Genomic DNA, 269 nt, shown 5'->3' with positions numbered 1-269 from the left:
ACGCGCGCCAGCGTGGCGGTGATGGCCGCGATCCTGTGTTTCCTCGCCTACAACTTCCTGTTCATCGCGCCGCGCTTCACCTTCGCCATCGGTGCACGCCAGGGCGTGATCACCGTGTTCCTGTTCCTGGCCGCGGCACTTGTCCTGGTCGATCAGCACGATGCCGTCTTCCTCGCGCTTGTAGATCGCGCCCGAGGGGCACGCCGAGACGCACGCCGGGTTCAGGCAGTGCTCGCACAGGCGCGGCAGGTACATCATGAAGGTCTTTT

At 64.7% G+C, this 269-nt stretch carries 2 pseudogenes; one reads left to right on the top strand and one right to left on the bottom strand.

From position 1 onward, the window contains the following. Positions 1 to 21: 21 nt before the first annotated feature. Positions 22 to 90: pseudogene (locus tag ABGA94_RS08665) on the top strand (hypothetical protein); the annotation flags it as partial. Between the two features lie 39 nt (positions 91 to 129). Here the strand turns inward: ABGA94_RS08665 and ABGA94_RS08660 are convergent. After that, positions 130 to 269, bottom strand: a pseudogene (locus ABGA94_RS08660) (4Fe-4S dicluster domain-containing protein); the annotation flags it as partial.

Origin of the sequence: Stenotrophomonas sp. 3diitr2024, assembly GCF_042136455.1 — a bacterium.
Lineage (GTDB): Bacteria > Pseudomonadota > Gammaproteobacteria > Xanthomonadales > Xanthomonadaceae > Stenotrophomonas > Stenotrophomonas sepilia.
The sequence above is the reverse complement of the archived record's forward strand: the minus strand, read 5'-3'. Positions and strand labels throughout refer to the sequence as shown.